The sequence below is a fragment of the Dysgonomonas sp. GY75 genome, assembly GCF_015234155.1.
Lineage (GTDB): Bacteria > Bacteroidota > Bacteroidia > Bacteroidales > Dysgonomonadaceae > Dysgonomonas > Dysgonomonas gadei.
In genome coordinates, this window is sequence record NZ_JADCLQ010000065.1 from 25,579 (window position 1) to 44,716 (window position 19,138).

The 19,138-nt window shown below is 41.2% G+C and carries 13 protein-coding genes; 11 read left to right on the plus strand and 2 right to left on the minus strand.

Features of this window, described 5'->3' with window-relative positions:
• The 6 genes from IR083_RS23270 to rhaD all read left to right on the plus strand — a co-directional run bounded on the left by IR083_RS23270 (position 1) and on the right by rhaD (position 9,371).
• Complete coding sequence (locus tag IR083_RS23270) at positions 1-708, plus strand: LytR/AlgR family response regulator transcription factor (protein ID WP_006801073.1); 708 nt, start codon at positions 1-3, stop codon at positions 706-708.
• A gap of 491 nt (positions 709-1,199) precedes the next feature.
• Complete coding sequence (locus IR083_RS23275) at positions 1,200-2,678, plus strand: rhamnulokinase (RefSeq protein ID WP_194226109.1); 1,479 nt, start codon at positions 1,200-1,202, stop codon at positions 2,676-2,678.
• A 190-nt stretch (positions 2,679-2,868) separates the two neighbouring features.
• On the plus strand, positions 2,869-4,125 hold the full coding sequence (locus IR083_RS23280; protein ID WP_194226110.1) for an L-rhamnose isomerase: 1,257 nt from the start codon (positions 2,869-2,871) through the stop codon (positions 4,123-4,125).
• 80 nt (positions 4,126-4,205) lie between these two features.
• Positions 4,206-5,240: an L-rhamnose/proton symporter RhaT gene (rhaT, locus tag IR083_RS23285; RefSeq protein ID WP_006801070.1), complete on the plus strand. Its 1,035-nt coding sequence runs from the start codon at positions 4,206-4,208 to the stop codon at positions 5,238-5,240.
• Positions 5,241-5,261: 21 nt separating this feature from the next.
• On the plus strand, positions 5,262-8,528 hold the full coding sequence (locus tag IR083_RS23290) for a glycosyl hydrolase (RefSeq protein ID WP_194226111.1): 3,267 nt from the start codon (positions 5,262-5,264) through the stop codon (positions 8,526-8,528).
• A 33-nt stretch (positions 8,529-8,561) separates the two neighbouring features.
• On the plus strand, positions 8,562-9,371 hold the full coding sequence (gene rhaD / locus IR083_RS23295) for a rhamnulose-1-phosphate aldolase (RefSeq protein WP_194226112.1): 810 nt from the start codon (positions 8,562-8,564) through the stop codon (positions 9,369-9,371).
• A gap of 106 nt (positions 9,372-9,477) precedes the next feature.
• On the opposite strand, the gene IR083_RS23300 is transcribed toward rhaD, so the two are convergent.
• Entirely contained in the window at positions 9,478-11,748 is a 2,271-nt protein-coding gene (locus tag IR083_RS23300) for a TonB-dependent receptor (protein ID WP_242052520.1), read from the minus strand.
• A gap of 301 nt (positions 11,749-12,049) precedes the next feature.
• On the opposite strand from IR083_RS23300, the gene IR083_RS23305 reads away from it, so the two are divergent.
• From IR083_RS23305 to fabG, 5 genes are all read left to right on the plus strand, one after another.
• The gene (locus IR083_RS23305) at positions 12,050-13,021 is read left to right on the plus strand and encodes a helix-turn-helix domain-containing protein (RefSeq protein WP_194226114.1); all 972 of its coding nucleotides are present in this window, start codon (positions 12,050-12,052) and stop codon (positions 13,019-13,021) included.
• 391 nt (positions 13,022-13,412) lie between these two features.
• Positions 13,413-14,603: a glycoside hydrolase family 76 protein gene (locus IR083_RS23310; protein WP_194226115.1), complete on the plus strand. Its 1,191-nt coding sequence runs from the start codon at positions 13,413-13,415 to the stop codon at positions 14,601-14,603.
• A gap of 108 nt (positions 14,604-14,711) precedes the next feature.
• Positions 14,712-16,664 (plus strand): glycoside hydrolase family 97 protein, encoded by a 1,953-nt coding sequence (locus IR083_RS23315; RefSeq protein WP_194226116.1) that lies wholly within the window; start codon positions 14,712-14,714, stop codon positions 16,662-16,664.
• A 539-nt stretch (positions 16,665-17,203) separates the two neighbouring features.
• Positions 17,204-17,794, plus strand: a complete 591-nt coding sequence (locus tag IR083_RS23320) for a TetR/AcrR family transcriptional regulator (RefSeq protein WP_006801063.1) — start codon at positions 17,204-17,206, stop codon at positions 17,792-17,794.
• 38 nt (positions 17,795-17,832) lie between these two features.
• Positions 17,833-18,579 carry a 3-oxoacyl-[acyl-carrier-protein] reductase gene (fabG, locus tag IR083_RS23325; RefSeq protein WP_194226117.1) on the plus strand — a complete coding sequence of 249 codons (747 nt, stop codon included), beginning with the start codon at positions 17,833-17,835 and terminating at the stop codon, positions 18,577-18,579.
• 55 nt (positions 18,580-18,634) lie between these two features.
• Here the strand turns inward: fabG and rlmH are convergent, their stop codons facing one another.
• Positions 18,635-19,108 carry a 23S rRNA (pseudouridine(1915)-N(3))-methyltransferase RlmH gene (gene rlmH, locus IR083_RS23330; protein WP_006801061.1) on the minus strand — a complete coding sequence of 158 codons (474 nt, stop codon included), beginning with the start codon at positions 19,106-19,108 and terminating at the stop codon, positions 18,635-18,637.
• Positions 19,109-19,138 lie beyond the last annotated feature (30 nt).

Below are 19,138 nucleotides of genomic sequence, written 5' to 3' on the forward strand. Positions count from 1 at the left end.
ATGGAAATAAAATGTATCATAACAGACGACGAACCGATAGCCAGAAAAGGTTTGCGCAGCTATATAGAGAAGATAGACTTTCTCACTCTAACCGGAGAATGCGAAGATGCTATCCAGCTGAATACAATGCTGAAAACAGCACAACCCGATCTGCTGTTTCTCGACATCGAAATGCCTCATATGTCGGGTATCGAATTACTATCCAGTATTCACAATCCACCTAAAGTAATCATTATCTCTGCCTACGAACAGTATGCGCTCAAAGGTTACGAACTGGATGTGGTCGATTATCTCTTAAAGCCTGTATCTTTCGAGCGTTTTCTGAAAGCAGTGAATAAAGTTCACGATTTGCTGGAAAAAGAAACGAAAAATACCGGAGAGAAATATGTCTTTGTCAAAAGCGATAAACAACTGAAGAAAATCCTGCTGAAAGAGATTCTGTTTATAGAAAGCATGGAGAATTATATAACTATATATACTACATCTTCTAAAGAAATTGTTTATACTACCCTCAAACATATGCTGAATTTCCTACCCGGCGAAAATTTCTTACAAGTTCACAGGTCTTATATTGCAAATATCGAGCACATAAAGTCCATTGAAGGGAATCTGCTGAATATTGGCACTCACAAAGTACCTGTCGCTCGCAACCTAAGAGATAAGGTTTTTGATATAATACTGAATAACAGATTAATTTCGAAACCGTAGAAATAAAAAAGTTACAAAAGTTACACTTTTGCAGATATTTTTCTTTATCACTTTCCCCTCCCTCTCGCAAGGGCAATCCCTTGTACTTGCCCGCTTTCGATATCAATCACCATATTCAGAAATGTTAAAACCTGACAGATCTGACAACTTTTACGCACCTTTATTCCTGTCAATTTTTATTTTTACATTTCAGGAGACCACAAGGATACACCACTACATAAATCAAAAACCTGACAAACTTTACACATTTATTCAATTGGCACATAGGCACATTTTCTAATTGGCATATTAAACTAAATCTGTCAAAGAACTTCAGATAACTGTCAAAAGCTATCAGCTATACTATAGATAAAGTAATAAGAAAATACTAACAGAATATATTTGTTTCCTGAAAATAAGATTTATCATTTTTTCAAGGTTGTATATCATTTTGTGCAATTCGCAGGTCTAGTTAAAACCTAAATTTGTATCATGAAAACTAATCTGAAATCATGAGCAACACGTACAATTTTCTCGCATTCGACATTGGCGCCACCAGCGGGCGCAGCATTATAGGTACATTATGTAACGGAAAAGTAGAGCTGAAAGAACTCACTCGCTTTCCCAATAAGATAATACACATCCACGACAAATATTACTGGGATGTATTTGCTCTGTATGAAGCATTGAAGGATGGCATGCGCGCCGCCTCGTCCCAAAATATAAAAGTAGATGCCATTGGTATCGACACATGGGGCGTAGACTTTGTATATCTGGGCGAAGACGGTTCTGTTTTAGGCACAGCACGCTCATACCGTGATCCTTATACGGTAGGCATACCCGACGAGTATTTCAAGATCATACCACGCAAAGAAGTATATGAACTGACAGGCATCCAAATAATGAATTTCAACAGCCTGTTCCAGTTATATGCCGCTAAAAGAGAAGGCTCATCGGCACTGAAAACCGCTAAGGAAATATTATTTATGCCCGATGCATTGTCCTATCTGCTCACAGGGAAAAAAGTATGTGAATACACCATTGCATCCACTGCACAGTTGTTAAACCCTACTACGAAAAAGATGGAAAATAAACTGTTGGAAGCAATAGGCCTTAATCCGTCTATTATTCCTCCGGTTGTTATGCCGGGACAGATAATCGGTAATCTGAACAGTATTTTAGCGCATGAATGCGGAATAACCGACGCACCCGTCATTGCCATTGCAGGACACGACACAGGCTCGGCCGTGGTATCCGTACCTGCCGAAAATGAAAATTTTGCATACCTGAGTTCCGGCACATGGTCGCTGATGGGTATCGAAGTCAATGCCCCCATAGTCACTGAAGAATCGTTTGCCATGAACTTCACCAACGAAGGCGGTGTAGACGGCACAGTACGTTTCCTCAAAAACATAACAGGCATGTGGCTTCTGGAGCAATGCCGTAAAGAATGGGAAATAGCCGGCAGGCAATACACTTATCCTGAAATTGTAGCCCTGTCCGGTTCAGTAGACGGCTTCCAATCATTGGTAGACCCTGATCATCCTTCATTTGCCAATCCCAAGTGCATGACAAAGGCGATAGTTGACTTCTGTAAGAAAACGAACCAGAAATCACCCCAAAGCGACGCGGAATTTATCCGTTGCATCTTCGATAGCCTGGCGCTTAAATATAAATATGTATTGGGTTGCCTGCAAAAGGTAGCGCCTTTCCCGATAGAGAAACTGCATGTGATTGGCGGCGGTTCACAAAACAAATTGCTGAACCAGATGACAGCCAATGCAATCGGTATGCCCGTAGTAGCAGGTCCCGGGGAAGCCACCGCAATAGGCAATATTATGATGCAGGCGAAAGGACTAGGATTAGTCAGCTCTTTACAGGAAATAAGAGACGTTATCCGCAACAGTGTTAGTCCCGAAACCTTCGACCCGCAAGATAGCGAGCAATGGGATGAAAAATATCAGTATTTCCTCACCTTATTAGCCCCCTAAATCCCCAAAGGGGGACTTTGGCAAAGCCACGAAGAATCTTGAAACTCTGAAAACTGAATTAAAAACAGGCTTGTTTCTGTTCATAAAGGTAAAAAACTCCGTGAAACTCCTTTTACTCTGTGGTTAAAATAAATAGTCGAGACATCTTCAGAGTCAATTTTGAAATCTTGAAACATTAAATTATATAATCATGAAAAAAAATGAACTGGTACAAAAATCGTACGAAATAGCAAAAGAACGTTATGCTGCAATTGGCGTAGATGTAGACGCAACACTCGAAAAACTGCAAAAGATACAAATATCCATCCACTGCTGGCAGGCAGATGATGTCACTGGCTTCGAAAATCTGGGTAATCTCGGTGGAGGCGGTATCCAAGCTACGGGAAACTATCCGGGAAAAGCCCGCAACATCGATGAACTGCGTGCCGATATTGAAAAGGTGCAGACACTGGTAGGCGGCAAACACCGTCTCAACCTGCACGAAATATATGGCGACTTCGGAGGGAAGGTAGTAGACCGTGACGAAGTTGAACCATCCCATTTTACAAGCTGGATGCAATGGGCGAAAGAGAAAGACCTGAAACTGGACTTCAACTCCACATCATTCGGACATCCTAAGAGCGGCGACCTCACTCTGGCCAATCCCGACAAGTCTATCCGTGATTTCTGGATCGAACACACAAAACGTTGCCGTGCCATTTCGGAAGAAATGGGTAAATTCCAGAACGACCCATGCATTATGAATATCTGGGTACACGACGGATCGAAAGATATAACTGTAAACCGTTATCTGTATCGTTCATTACTGGAAAATTCTTTAGACCAGATATTTGCGAAAGAATATAAAAACATGAAAGACTGTATAGAGTCTAAATTATTCGGTATCGCTCTCGAGAGTTATACAGTAGGCTCACATGACTTCTATTTGGGTTATGGGGCTAAAAAACAAAAGATGGTTACACTGGATATGGGACACTTCCATCTGACAGAAAGCGTAGCCGACAAGATTTCATCTTTACTTCTCTTCACTCCTGAAATCATGTTACATGTTAGCCGCGCTGTGCGCTGGGATTCAGACCATGTCGTATTGCTTAATGATGAGACTATCGACCTGGCAAAAGAAATCGTACGTGCCGATGCACTGGACAAAGTGCATATCGGACTGGATTTTTTCGATGCTTCCATCAATCGTATCGGTGCCTATGCAATCGGTATCCGCTCTACTCAGAAAGCGTTCCTACAGGGATTGCTCGAGCCGATCGCCAAACTTCGCGAGTACGAAGCCAACGGACAATACTTTGAACGTCTCGCATTGCTCGAAGAAGCTAAGGGCTTGCCTTGGAATGCCGTATGGGATTACTTCTGCGTGAAAAACAATATTGCTGTCGGAGAAGATTATATCGGCGAAATACAGCAGTATGAAAAGGACGTAACATCGAAACGTTAAATTAGTAGTGAGTAGTAAGTTATGAGTAATAAGGCGTAAGCAACTCATAACTTATTACTTATTACTCATAACTAAGAAACATGAATACAATCATAGGATTAATAATAATTGCAATAGGAAGCCTTGGGCAATCCAGTTCTTATGTACCGATCAATAAAGTCAAAAATTGGTCGTGGGAATGCTTTTGGCTCATACAAGGAATTTTTGCTTGGTTGATTTTTCCTTTAATAGGAGCCTTATTGGCTGTCCCCTCCGGTTTTTCACTTACCGAACTATTGTTTTCCGGAGGGGACACCATATTGAAACCAATAGGATATGGTGTTCTCTGGGGAATAGGAGGACTTACATTCGGCCTTAGTATGCGTTATTTGGGTATTGCTTTGGGGCAATCGCTGGCACTGGGTACCTGCTCGGCCTTCGGTACATTGATTCCGGCTCTGCTCAAAGGAGAGAACCTTTTTGAAGGCAACGGGCTTATTCTCCTTATCGGAGTATCCATAGCTATTGCAGGTATCGCTATAATCGGATATGCCGGAGCATTGAAATCCCGTAATATGTCGGAGGAGGAAAAGAAAAAGGCGGTAAAGGATTTCGCCCTAAAAAAAGGTATCCTTATCGCGCTTCTCGCAGGGGTAATGAGTGCCTGCTTCAACCTCGGGCTGGAAGCCGGTGCGCCGATCAAGGCTCAATTGCTGGAAGCCGGAGCAAGCACCCTGCTGGCTCTCAACCCGGTTATATTACTTGTTACTACGGGCGGCTTCATCACCAATGCAGTCTATTGCCTTTATCAGAATTATAAGAATAAATCGTTTAGAGATTACACGTCCATCACAGGTGCGAACTGGATAAACAACCTTATGTTCTGTGCTTTGGCCGGCTTGCTTTGGTATTCCCAGTTTTTCGGATTGGGTATCGGTCAGAGCTTCTTTGAGCCGGGTAGTGTAATGATGGCATTCTCGTGGAGTATCCTGATGTCGCTGAACGTATTGTTCAGTAACCTGTGGGGTATTATATTGAAAGAATGGAAAGGTTCGGGGCAGAAGACGATCACTATACTGGTTATAGGGTTGCTTGTACTGATAATTTCTATAATTTTACCTCAGATATTGAAATAAACAGCATCAAAGATCACAGGTATGAAAATTATAAAGTTTTTATATTTAATTACCGGAACATTTTTAATATGTTTCTTTCTGACAAGCTGTTTGTCTTCTGAAAATAAAGAAAATTCCGTTGTAAGTTTTTCAGAAATAGAAAAAAACTTTAAAGATATACCCGGGGAGGTGCAAACCTCTGTATATTGGTATTGGATATCGGACAACATCTCAAAAGAAGGTGTTATAAAAGACCTTGAAGCCATGAAGAAGGTCGGTATTAACAGAGCTTTTATCGGAAATATAGGATTAGGCCCTAATGATATTCCATACGGGAATGTAAAACTGCTCTCCGACGAGTGGTGGGACATAATGCACACTGCACTGAAAAAGGCGACGGAATTAGATATAGAAATAGGAATATTCAATGGCCCGGGCTGGAGCCAGTCGGGAGGCCCCTGGGTAACACCCGGTCAGTCGATGCGCTATCTTGCCGTATCGGAACTGTCCGTTACAGGCCCACTTGCATTAAGCACGAAGCTGGAAAAGCCGGATGGCGATTTTCAGGATGTAAAAGTTCTGGCTTTTCCTTACGACAAATCACTTCTACCGTTGAACTCTGCAATTGCTAAAATAAAATCGACTCCTCAGATCAGGGATATATCCTACATTGCAGACGGAAATCCCGATACGGGAATCAATTTGGAATCGTTCGGAACCGTTACAGTAGATTTTGAAAATCCGGAACCTTATGTATTAAGGTCTATATCGGTTTTGCCTACCCGGCATCCCATAAACGCGGATATTGAATTACTCGTAAAAGACAGTAACGGACAATACAACGCAGTCCGAAAATTCAATATCAACCGCACGAATGCAAGCGTACAGGTCGGATTCAACCCATATGGCCCCGTAGTAATGGCTGTTCCGGAAACAGAGAGTAAAGATTTCAGGGTAATATTTACAAACGCGAACCAAAACTGTGGCATAGCGGAACTTTCGTTATCTGCCGAAACATTAGAGGAACGCTATGTAGAAAAAACGTTAGGCAAAATGTTCCAAAGCCCGCTTCCGTACTGGCATGAATATATGTGGGACAAACAACCCGAAACCGGCAATAAATCATCTCTTGTCGATCCGGCTAAAATCATTGATATTACCCGGTATATGGATAAAGATGGTAATCTGGAGTGGAAAGTTCCGGAAGGCGACTGGAAGATTATCCGTTCGGGAATGGTTCCGACGGGCACACGCAACTCCCCCGCATCGGCTGAAGGTGAAGGTCTGGAAATTGATAAAATGAGTAAAAAGCATGTTGCGGCTCATTTCGACGCATTCATGGGTGAGATAATACGCCGCATTCCTGCCGAAGACAGGAAGACCTGGAAAGTTATAGTGCAGGATAGCTATGAAGTAGGAGGGCAGAACTGGACCGACGGTTTTATTGAAGACTTCAAAAAGAAATATAATTATGATCCCGTTCCTTTTATTCCCGCATTCAGCGGCTATGTAGTCGGCAGCCGCGACATCACAGATCGTTTCCTATGGGATTTAAGACGGCTTGTGGCAGATAAAGTAGCCTATGACTTTGTTGGAGGATTCCGTGAAGCAGGTAGCAAACATGGCTTAAAAACATGGCTCGAAAATTATGGTCATTGGGGATTCCCCGGTGAATTTTTGCAGTATGGCGGCCAGTCGGACGAGATAGGTGGCGAATTCTGGAGCGAAGGCACCCTTGGCGATATAGAAAACAAGGCGGCTTCTTCCTGCGGGCATATTTATGGCAAAAAGAAGATCTTCGCGGAATCCTTTACTGCGGGAGGCGCCCATTTTGCCCGTTACCCGGAGTTGCTGAAGCAGCGTGGCGACCGTTTTTTTACAGAAGGCATAAATAGTACACTGTTGCATGTGTATGTTCACCAGCCTTATGAGGATAAAAACCCGGGCATGAACGCATGGTTCGGAAATGAATTTAACCGTAAGAATACATGGTTCTATGATATGGATATATTTCTCCGGTACCTGAAACGGTGCAATTATATGTTACAGCAGGGCACTTATGTCGCCGATGTGGCTTATTTTATAGGTGAAGACGCCCCTAAAATGACCGGAGTCTGTGATCCTGCCTTACCGAAAGGTTATTCTTTTGACTATATAAACGCGGAAGTTTTAATGACACGGGCTCAGGTAAAAGACGGTTATATCGTATTACCGGACGGAATGAAATATAAAGTGCTCGTATTGCCCCAGCAGGAAACAATGCGACCTGAACTCTTAAAGAGAATATCCCAACTAGTGAATGACGGCGCGGTAGTTATAGGCCCTGCACCCACACGATCTCCAAGTTACGAGAATTATCCCGCGGCGGACAATGAAGTGAAACAGCTTGCAGCTTCTCTATGGAAAGGCGTAGATGGAATAAATACCAGATATGCAAAAACCGGAAAAGGTATGATCGCCTCCGGTATGGAGATGCAGGAGTTATTTGACATGCTGAAAATAATTCCGGATTTTAAAACCGGACAGGATGATCCTGTACTATTTATCCATCGTACACAAAATGACGGGGATATGTACTTTCTATCAAACCAGTCGGGACAAACGATCTCCATAAATCCTGAATTCAGGATAGAAGGGAAAATACCGGAATTGTGGGACCCTTTGACGGCTACTGTCCGGAAGCTGAAAGCATATACAGTAAAAGACGGCAAAACCATATTACCCCTTAAACTGGAACCTACCGAAAGCGCTTTCATTATATTCCGTGAACCTTCTAAGGAATCACCGGGAGGAGACGTGAATATAAATTACCCGGCGCCGGAACCTGTACAACCTGTTGTTTCTCCGTGGACTGTTACTTTCGACTCAAAAATGAGAGGCCCAGTAAAACCCGTAGTAATGAATACGCTTCAGGACTGGACGCTATCAGATAATGACAGTATAAAATATTACTCCGGAACAGCCGTCTATAAGAATAATGTGACATTAGCAAACATTGCGAAAGACAAATCCTATTATCTCGATTTAGGTAAAACAATGGTAATGGCTAAAGTCTCCGTAAACGGCAAGTATGCAGGTGGAGTATGGACAGCGCCGTGGCGGGTAGAAATCAGCAATTATATAAACGAAGGAGAAAATAGTATAGAAATATCAGTTGTCAACAACTGGGTAAACCGTCTGACCGGGGACAGTATGCTTCCGGAAGATCAGCGTCAGACCTGGTGCCCTGTCAATCCGTATAATAAAGACAGCGGATTACAATCATCCGGCCTGCTGGGTCCCGTATCTGTCTATACTATCAGTTATTGAAAAGATAATTACAGAAATTATAATATTATAAAAATGAAATCAATATTGGAAAATCGCCCCGAACTCGCCAAACGGGTAAATGAAGTTGCCGAAGTAGCCGGCTACCTATGGCAGAAAGGATGGGCTGAACGTAACGGCGGAAATATCACGGTCAATATTACTGATGTGGTAGACGATGAAATACGGAATATGAAGCCCATAAGCGAAGTGATGCAGATAGGAAAGCCTCTTCCGCATCTCAAAGGCTGCTATTTCTTCTGCAAAGGTACAAACAGGCGTATGCGCGACCTTGCTCGCTGGCCGATGGAAAATGCATCCGTTATTCGGATTCTCGACGATTGTGCCAGCTATGTGATAATAGCGGATAATCCGGTGAAGCCGACCTCTGAGCTTCCGTCACATTTATCGATGCACAATTACCAGATAGGAATAGGCTCGGGTTATAAAGCGGCGTTGCATACGCATCCTATCGACCTGATAGCAATGACTCATAATCCCGCTTTCCTCGAAAAAGACAAGCTTACCTACCTGCTCTGGAGTATGATTCCCGAAACACGGGCGTTCTGTCCGAAAGGCCTGGGTATCATCCCGTACAAAATGCCAAGCTCGATGGAACTGGCAGATGCCACGGTGGAAATGCTGAAAGACTACGATGTGGTGATGTGGGAAAAGCACGGGGTCTGCTCTGTCAGTGAAAACATAATGGAGGCTTTCGACATGGTGGATACCTTATCCAAATCCGCACAGATTTACCTGACAGCCAAATCGATGGGATTCGAGCCGGAAGGTACGTCCATGAAGGATATGGAAGCGTTGAAAGTCGCGTTCAACCTGCCAAAATAAAAGAAATACAAATTGAATTATCGCTCGTAGGGGCGAATAAATATTCGCCCGTTGATTGTTGCGGGCGAATATTTATTCGCCCCTACATCAAAATACATTCAATCAACTACAATGCAATTTTCAGCGAAGCCCCCCAGCGCATCGGCTTTCCTTTTTGTGCAAAATAGTCGCCCATAGATTCAAACAGGAATGTATTATAATCCCGGTCGAGGATATTCTTTCCCCACACTTCGAGTGTAAATATGTTTTTATCCAATGCCAGATGAGCATTCAGCGTACCGTAAAAGCCTTGGGACATATTATTATCCTCTGCCCAGTATACTTTGCCTACTCCTGCAAAGTTGGTATCGAATGTGATCTTATCAAGGATTGTATTATGTTTGAAATCGTAAGAAATACTGCCGCCTATACTGAATGTAGAACTTGGAGCAAAAGGAATATGATTTCCTGTATAATCGTGGATAACAGTCCCTTCTTTATCCCTTACTTTATAATCCTTGAATGTGGCATCGGCTAATCCGTAGCTTGCATAAAGATAAAAGCCATTGCAGGGACGGGCTTTTATCCCGACTTCCAGACCTTTGCTCTCTGCTTTGCCTGCATTGCTTACCATACGTCCGCCCCCGGTCTTTATAAACTGGGTGATCTGTACATCGCGTACATCCATATAATATAGGGCAATGTTGGCGGATAAAGTATTACTGATTATATCGGCCCGTCCTCCCAATTCGTAATTCCAGCTATATTCAGGATCATATGAGATACGCTCATTTATTGGAGTATTATCTTCTGAAGGCTGAGCTCCCGGCATACTATTTTTCATCGCTTCCTCTAAGGCTTCCTGCAATAAATCGGCAAATATCTGGATATTATGCCCACCGGCTTTATACCCTTTAGATGCTGACGCATATACATATGAGTCAGGGTTGAACTGATATTTCAGGACACCTTTCGGCAACAATTCCAGATAGTCGGAAGATGAACTGCCTACAAGCTCTGTAGCAACTCTATGTGACATAACAGGCCTACCCGGGCCCGTATTTATATCAAATCCGGCAGAGGTATAAGCATTATAATCCAGTTTTGTCTTTTCATAATCGAGACGTAACCCCAACGTGGCAGAAAAACCTTTAAGCCCGAAAAGATTATTGAATGTCGACTGATGAAAGACCGCCAATCCGTAAATAGGGCGCTTGTACTCACCATTCAGATCAATCTGATCATCGGTAAAAGTAATGGGTGCCCCTGCGTTTGTCAACGGGTCTTGCAGAAAACGCTTTATCCCGTCTTTCATCATATATACGGGAGGCGTGTTGTGCAGGTAATCGTAAAAACCATATCCGCCGAACGACCATTGATAATCGGAAGCGCTCACCGATTTTACAGTGACTTCCTGACTCAATGAATTCTGGCGCTGACGCTGGTTTATCTGAAAAAGGGACAAAGGCGTATAATCCTGATCCATATTCATTTCATCATTGAGATATTGATATCCGGTTGTGGAATTTATCTCGTAGTTGTTACCTGTATATTTCAGGGCCAGTCCGTTTGTTACGAGCCTGCGCTTGTAATAGCCTTCCGAATCATAATTTATATCCCCTGTTGCTACATTCGCATAAGGAAAAGCTCCCTGATCTACATAATCGAAACTCAGACTGTAATTCAATGAAAGACGTGAGGTTATGTCCCATACGAATTTAGCCCGGGCTCCTGTGTTCTTCAGGTCATCGGCCTTCTTGCCCGTATATAGATTCGTGAAGTATCCGTTATCCTGCCTGTAATATGCTCCGGCAGAGAATCCCATTTTACTGTTTAGTCTTTGATAATGGGATGCATTGGCCGTGAACAAGCCATAATTTCCTCCACCTACCCTAACACTCGTACCTTCATATGTCAAAGGTGAATAAGTGTAAATATTCATAATACCCCCCATTGCATTGCGGCCATAGAGTGTACCCTGTGTACCTCTTAACACCTCTATCCGCTGTATATCGAATAATTCTGTATCGAAAGATGTCGTATTAAAATACGGAATATTGTCCACATACATACTCACCGTCTGGTCGCCTGACCGTGCGCCTATCCCCCGTATATAAACAGGTGCAGTCATTTTAGAACCATAATCCGCAGCGAAATAGTTAGGCACAATAGCGCTCAGGTCTTTCAGGGAATGTACCTGTAATGCATCCAGATTTTTTGGAGAGAAAACTGAAACTGCGGCCGGCAAAGATTTCAGGCTGTTGGTTTCTTTCGTAGTGGAAAGGATAACTATATCATTTTTCAACTCTGTATATAATGTATCTTTTGGCAATTCACCTTTTGCAAAAAGAGGAATGGTCGATACAGATAGTAACATTATCAATAATGTATTTTTCATATAAGAATGTTGTCTCATAAATTATATTTATTGGAATGCACAAAGTAATATATTCTCTTTATTTCCAACAATCACTAGATGTAGTGATTTAATAGTATGAATAAAAAATCCCCTTTTATTCATCTACTCTTCATACATGATTTTTTTTGAAAACAAATAGTTTTCGGTATAAATAAATTCATGAATTTTCTACATCTTTGTTCATACAATATATAATAGAGTTTTACTCGATCCATTTATTTCAAGGATTTTCAAAACATTTTATCCGAGAAGGGGTTATTATCTCATACAAGAAAACATTATGAAGAATATATTATTGAGCGATAAACTTATCGCTGCTATACAAGACTATATGCCTGTGAACCAAAAATCAGTTCCGTTCCTTATGGACATACTGGATATAAGCAGAGAATCGGCCTATCGCAGAGTCAGAGGAGACATACCGCTCACATTGGAGGAAGCGGCAATAATATCTGCCAAACTTGGGCTGTCCCTTGACGAATTAGTAGGACAAAACAGTAAAGAACGTGCCTTTTTCGATTTGAATGTAAGCAAGACTCCGGAAGCCACAGAAACTTATTCACAGATCATAAACAATATCAACAACATTTATGAGAAGATACGAAAAGCAAAGTCGTCTGAAGTAATTATTGCAAATAACAGAGTATCTATCGTTCTGACAGCGAATTATGAATACATTAAAAAATTCAGGTATTTCAAATGGGTTCATCAAACCCATAATGTACCTCTCAATTTCTACTTTTCGGAATTAGAGGTCCCATCTCAACTGAATGCAGACTATAAAAAATACGCGTATAATTATCTGAGGCTAAACAACATAACATTAATTATAGATAAAAATGTATTTTCATCTTTAATAGACGAGATGTTATATTATTACAGAAGAAACCTGATAGATAAAGAGGAATTGAAAGCGATGCAGGAAGAGTTGCGGCAAATAGTCAATGAACTGGAGCAGATATTACAAACCGGAACCAATAAGGCAGGTGTAAATATGCTTATTTATCTATCAGCGCTAAATATTGAATCTAATTATTCCTATCTTGAATACGATGGGAATGTATGTTCACAGTTCTGGGTATATACAGTAAACCCGATAATGGTATTCAATCACGAAGCCTGCGCTATCCAGAAAAAATGGCTCGAATCGTTAATGAAATATTCTACTCTGATAACAAAGTCAAACGAACTCTTACAGGCTGAGTTCCTAAATTCCCAAAGAGAGTATATAGAGGCCATGGTCTCCGACTGAAAAAGATTACAAGGGGAATAATACGACAGAACAAACTATCTAGTGACAAGACATTTATAGATTATCAAACTCCATACTAACGGACTTAACAGGGATAAATCTTACAAAAACATTCTTTTGCAGATATCACATAATTTTAGTATCATTGCAAGCTATTTGTCATCATCATACTTATCTGTTCATATATTTAAAGAATATATTTGCCGGTATGCATCATTTTGCAAATAAGTACCCGAAAATTAACGATTAACATTTAATACCTGTGCTTAGACCGGTTTCGGTTTTTATAGCATTGTTTCACCTTTGTATAAGAAATAGGAACAAGCCAATATCATATCTTTAGATATGCAACCTATGGAACAAAATATTTCAACAAACAAAAATAAGGTAAATGAAAAGGACATCCATTTTTTTTAGTTTAATCATCAGTATCTGCGCCTTTAGCAATTGTAATAAAAAAGAAGCATCAAACATCCCCTCTAATAAAGAAAGAGCCCGGCTTACACTCGATTTCCTTTATCAGAATTATTCGGCTCCGAATACGAATCTTCTACGGGAAAATTATCCGTTCGATGAAGCATACATGGCCACATATCTGGCTTCTTCAGAACAGGCCAATACCCCCAACCAGTATTCCTACCTGTGGCCCTATTCCGGTACATTCTCTGCTGTAAACGCATTGTTTGAAGCAAAAAATGACAAAAAATACCAACAAATACTGGACACCAAAGTACTTCCGGGACTGGAAGAGTATTTCGATCTGAAAAGAAATCCTCCGGGATATGCCTCCTATATCAATACCGCTCCACGGTCGGACCGTTTCTACGATGATAATGTATGGCTGGGTATCGACTTTACTGACACTTATATGATGACTAACGAGCCTAAATATCTTGATAAGGCAAAGCTTATCTGGACTTTCGTAGCCAGCGGTATCGACGATAAACTGGACGGTGGCATCTATTGGTGCGAACAGAAAAAAGAATCAAAAAATACCTGTTCGAACGCCCCGGGTTCTGTCTTTGCGTTGAAACTTTTCGAAGCCACAAAAGACAGCACATACTTCCATTTGGGAAAAAACCTGTATGACTGGACCAAAAAGCATTTACAGGATACATCAGACTATCTTTACTATGACAATGTGAGGCTGGACGGCAAAATAGGCGAAGCAAAATATGCTTACAACAGTGGGCAGATGATGCAATCTGCGGCGCTCTTATATAAATTTACAAAGGATGAAACATATCTCTCCGAGGCTCAGAATATAGCCGGGTCATGCTACAATCACTTCTTTACCGATTTCACCTCACCGGAGGGCGAACAGTTCAGATTACTGAAGAAAGGCGACGTCTGGTTTATAGCTGTTATGCTAAGAGGTTTTATAGAACTATATCATCTGGACAACAACAAGACCTATATAGACGCCTTCGATAAGAATCTGGATTATGCATGGGCACACACCCGCGACAATAACGGGCTCTTCAATACCGACTGGAGCGGAGAAAAGAAGGATGACAAAAAATGGTTATTGACACAGGCTGCTATGGTTGAAATGTATGCACGGATAGGAGCTATAAAATAATTAAGAATGAATAATTAAGAATCAAGAGTGCTGTGAATGACATGTAACTTATGATTCTTAATTTATAACTTATAAATCAATAACACCCCTTAAAATTTAACGACCGGAATGAAAAAAATCTTACTCACAGTTTTATTGATAAACTGCTTCGCATTATACTTGCATGCGCAGAAACAAACAGAACTGTCGTCTCCGAACGGAGAACTCAAGGTATCATTAAATATATCCGATAAGATATATTATAATATTTCGTACAATAGTGATACATTATTAACAAATAATTATTTACAGCTAAACCTTAGAAACGACACTCTGGGGCAAAAGCCCAAATTAGCGAAACAAAAACGGTCACAGGTAAAATCGGAAAGCAAACCTGTTGTCCCATTGAAGTTTTCAACTGTAAAAGATGAGTATAACCAACTCCTGCTTACATTCAAAGGCGATTATTCAATCGAATTCCGTGCCTATAATGATGGAATTGCTTACCGCTTTATTACAAATAAGAAAACGGAAGTAGAAGTATTAGGTGAAGACTTCGTTGTAAACTTCCCAGCCGGCTATCTGCTGCACCTGCAACAGCCGGGCAGTTTCAAAACTGCATATGAGGAACCCTATACACACATAGAAAGTACAGACTGGAAAGCCTCGGATAAGATGGCTGTACTCCCTGTATTGATAGATACAAAGAAGCAATACAAAATACTTATCTCGGAATCCGACCTGTCTGATTATCCATGCCTGTTTCTTAAAGGCACAGGCACTAACGGTATGCAATCGGTATTCCCCAAAGTCCCCCTCGAATTTGGTGACGACGGAGACCGCAGCGTAAAGCTGCTCAAAGAAGCCGACTATATAGCAAAAACCTCCGGAAAAAGGAATTATCCGTGGCGTTATTTTGTGATAACAAAAGACGATAAACAACTGATAGAAAACACCATGACATACAACCTTGCGACTAAAAGCCAACTGCAAGACGTATCATGGATAAAACCCGGACAGGTAAGCTGGGAATGGTGGAATGATGCATCGCCTTACGGCCCGGATGTAAATTTTGTTGCGGGATACAATCTGGAAACATATAAGTACTATATAGATTTCGCTTCCAAGTTCGGAATCCCTTATATTATTATGGATGAAGGCTGGGCAATGAGTACCCGCGATCCTTACACACCGAATCCGAAAGTAGATGTACATGAGCTGATCCGCTACGGAAAAGAAAAGAATGTAGGCATTGTACTCTGGCTTACATGGCTGGTTGTAGAAAACAATTTCGAGATATTCAAGACGTTTCAGGAATGGGGTGTAAAGGGTGTAAAAATCGACTTCATGGACAGAAGCGACCAGTGGATGGTAAACTATTACGAAAGAGTGGCAAAAGAAGCCGCGAAGTACAATATCCTTGTTGATTTTCACGGCTCTTTCAAACCGGCCGGACTGGAATATAAGTATCCGAACGTACTCTCTTACGAGGGCGTAAGAGGAATGGAGCAAATGGGCGGCTGTACTCCCGACAACAGTGTTTATTTTCCGTTTATGCGTAATGCCGTAGGGCCTATGGATTATACACCGGGAGCCATGATCAGCATGCAACCGAATGTATATTGCGGACAAAGGCCGAATTCTGCGAGTATAGGAACACGTGCTTATCAGCTGGCGCTATTTGTAATCTTCGAAAGCGGGCTACAAATGTTAGCGGATAATCCTACTTTATACTACCGCAATGAGGATTGCACAAAGTTCATCACACAAGTGCCTACCACATGGGACGAAACTAAAGCTTTAGCGGCGCAGGCAGGAGAATACGCGATAGTAGCTAAACGCAAGGGTGATAAATGGTATATCGGCGGTATGACTAACAATAAAGAAACCTCCCGTGAATTTGAACTGGACCTGAACTTTCTAAACAATGGAAAAACGTATACAATGACGTCTTTTGAGGATGGCATTAATGCGGGACGTCAGGCGATGGATTATCGAAAAAAATCATCAAGTGTGAAATTAGGGGACAAAATAAAGATCAACATAGCAAGAAACGGGGGCTTTGCTGCCGTTATAGAATAAGATTATAAGGCAAAAGGACAATAAACTTTTTTATTTACAACAGATAACCTCAGGTCTTTGGCTTGAGGTTATTTGCATAATACAGAGATCCCTTTATCTATATATACGAGCCTTTAATAGCCGGAGTTCTTTGAAAGATTGAAATAAGTAGTAAGTTTTAAGTAATAAGTTGAAAAAGTGACAATAAAAATTGTGTGAAAAGTCGTCAGGTTTGTCAAGTTTTGTACATAAGCTATCAGCTAAAAGCTAAAAATGTGTTACATTTGTTACTTTTTAACAAGTAGTAAGTTGAAAGTTTTATGAGATACGAATAAACAAGACACGAGATACAAGTTGTTAACTGATGACTGACAAGTTAATTTTTAATTATTCATTCTTAATTTTTAATTGCTTTCCTGTTACCTCTTCCAATAGAAGCGACCAGATTCCATTTTCTCACATTTCCTAAGAAAAACTGATAAAAACATCTAAAATCTTATATATTCAATATTTTTATGCTAAATTTGCACACTTAGAATATTTGTGTGCAGTTTTAATATATGGCCATAAACAAAACCCGAAATATATTAATTGACGTAGCTCGTCAACTATTCGCAAAACTGGGTGTGGATAACACAACCATGAATGATATTGCTGTGGCTTCGCATAAAGGCCGCCGTACATTATATACATACTTCAACAATAAGAATGAGGTTTACCAGGCAGTACTGGAAACAGAGCTTGACCAGATGTATCACGCCCTGCAATCGGTAGCGAGCAAGAAACTTCCTGCCGATGAAAAGCTTCTCCTTTTCTTTTATACCCGGTTCGATGCAGTAAAAAATGTTGTAGTGCGAAATGGTACGCTAAAAGCTGACTTTTTCCGCGACATATGGCGCGTGCAGAACGTTCGCAAGTCATTCGACATAAAAGAAATCCAGGTACTTAATGATATATTGACCAAAGGTGTAGAGGAGGGAACTTTCGAGATGCCCGATACACAAGCCACTGCCGAGATACTTCACCATGCACTGAAGGGCTTAGAGGTCCCATACATAAGAGGGCAGATAAGAGCGGAAAGCCTGAAAACAGAATCTCAGCGCGAAAACATCGCCTATCTGATATTCGAAGGAATCAAAAAGAAGAAATGAGAATCAACTGAATTTATATTTAATTTACATTTTAAATTATGAAATTACTTGAAGGTAAAACTGCTGTCATTACAGGTGCAGCCCGCGGCATAGGTAAAGCCATTGCCCTAAAATATGCAGAACAAGGTGCAAATGTTGCATTCACCGATTTAGCGATAGATGATAACGCAAAAGCTACTGAAGCAGAAATTGCTGCTTTCGGAGTGAAAGCTAAAGGATACGCATCTAATGCTGCAAACTTCGACGATACACATAAAGTAGTAGAAGAAATAATGAAAGACTTTGGGAAGATCGATATCCTTGTAAACAACGCAGGTATTACCCGCGACGGCTTGATGATGCGTATGAGCGAACAACAATGGGATATGGTTATCAATATCAACCTGAAATCAGCATTCAACTTCATCCATGCCATCACTCCTATCATGATGAAACAGAAAGGCGGCAGCATTATCAATATGAGCTCAGTTGTAGGTCTTTCAGGTAATGCAGGACAAACCAATTATTCTGCGTCTAAAGCCGGCATGATCGGATTGGCTAAATCAATAGCTAAAGAGGTAGGTTCGAGAGGCATTCGTGCCAATTGCATCTGTCCGGGATTCATCATTACAGAAATGACTGGCGTATTGTCTGACGAAGTAAAACAAAAGTGGGCGGAACAAATTCCATTGCGTCGCGGTGGTACTCCGGAAGATGTGGCTAATGTAGCTGTATTCTTAGGTTCTGATTTATCTTCGTATGTTAGCGGACAGGCTATCCCTGTTTGCGGCGGTATGAATATGTAAGATTTATATCTATATAAGGAAACGGGTTCAACTTATAGCTGAACCCGTTCTTATTTTATTCGTGATGATAGGGCTCATTATTCAAAATTGTCATGGCCCTATATAGCTGCTCTACAAATATCAGCCGCACCATCTGATGCGAAAAAGTCATACGCGAAAGGGTCAGCTTTTCATTCGCCTTATCATACACACTTCGGGCAAAGCCGTAAGGGCCGCCAATCAGAAAGACAAGTCGTTTGGCTACCGTATGTGTCTTCTTTTCAATATAAGCGGCGAATTGCATGGATGTATATTCTTTTCCCTTGTCATCCAGTAAGACCAGATAATCACCCGCTTGCAGGCTCCTGAGGATAAGTTCTCCTTCTTTTTCTTTCTGCTGATCGGCAGTAAGGCTCTTTGTATTCTTTATATCAGGTATAACCTGTATCTCGAAAGGAATATAATGCTCGAGCCGTTTCTGATACTCACTGACAGCATCGATAAAATAGCCGGCATCCGTTTTGCCTATAACAAGAAGGGTAATTTTCATTTGAATAATTTTATCCTGCAAAAATAAGGA